General features: G+C 42.8%; 1 protein-coding gene and 1 pseudogene. Both read left to right on the forward strand.

Annotated elements, in window-relative coordinates; all coding sequences use genetic code 11:
- Window positions 1-224, forward strand: a 224-nt coding sequence (locus GMA8713_RS27130) for a transcriptional repressor (protein ID WP_198159597.1), incomplete at its 5' end; no start/stop codon positions are given.
- Window positions 225-385: 161 nt separating this feature from the next.
- A pseudogene (locus GMA8713_RS25930) lies at window positions 386-843 on the forward strand (DUF6444 domain-containing protein); the annotation flags it as partial.

An 843-nucleotide genomic window follows, 5' to 3' on the forward strand; every position in this document is an offset into this window, starting at 1 on the left:
TGGAGTCAACAAATAGCTTTATTTCATGTTGCTCTTGTAATGCTAATAAGCATTTTTCACACCTATTAATCTGTGACGAATGCGGTAATGTTATTGAACTTCAAGATGATAGTCTGATAGCCTTGCTAGCAAGCAACGCTGAGAAACACGGTTTTAACATCGTTAATCACGTTATTGAATCCCACGGTGTTTGCCAAACGTGTTCCTCAAGTCTGAAAGTATAAAAACAGTAGAAGAAGGTTATGCGCGCTGAATTTGTAAACCCGTTTTTAGCTTCTTTAATGGTAACCGTTCACCAGTCCCCCATTGACAATCAAGTGTGACACTCCGCACTTGATCCACTTTTTCTTCTTGAGTGATCATTTACAGCCTTCATGATGAAGGTATGAAAAAGAAGAAATCCAAATTAGCAGAAGCTCCTCCTGTTGCCTCTGATATCAATGAAGCTAACGCACTCATCGAAGAGTTGTGGGAACAACTTCGCCATTATGAAGATAAGCTGAAAACCAGTTGCTCTAACTCTTCAAAACCACCGTCTTCGGATGGCCCAAAAGAGCGGGCTGAGCGAAAAAAGCTCAAAGCTCTGGTGACCGCAATCCGAGAGGAGCTAAACAGGGTCACTCAGGGGTCAACGACAACTCTCGAAACTAAAGAAAACGGACACTGTCATCGACTGCTTGCCTGATCCTACGTGTCCGTGTTGTAGTCAATCGGACATCTTCGTTCACAATAACCCGTTTTATCGACATCAAGTTCATGAAATACCAAAGCCAGCGGTCGATATCTCTGAGTACCGATTATTTTCAGGCCAATGTCGACATTGCAATGAGGTTGTCAGTGGCA

This window comes from Grimontia marina (assembly GCF_900060185.1).
GTDB classification, from domain to species: Bacteria; Pseudomonadota; Gammaproteobacteria; order Enterobacterales; family Vibrionaceae; genus Enterovibrio; species Enterovibrio marinus.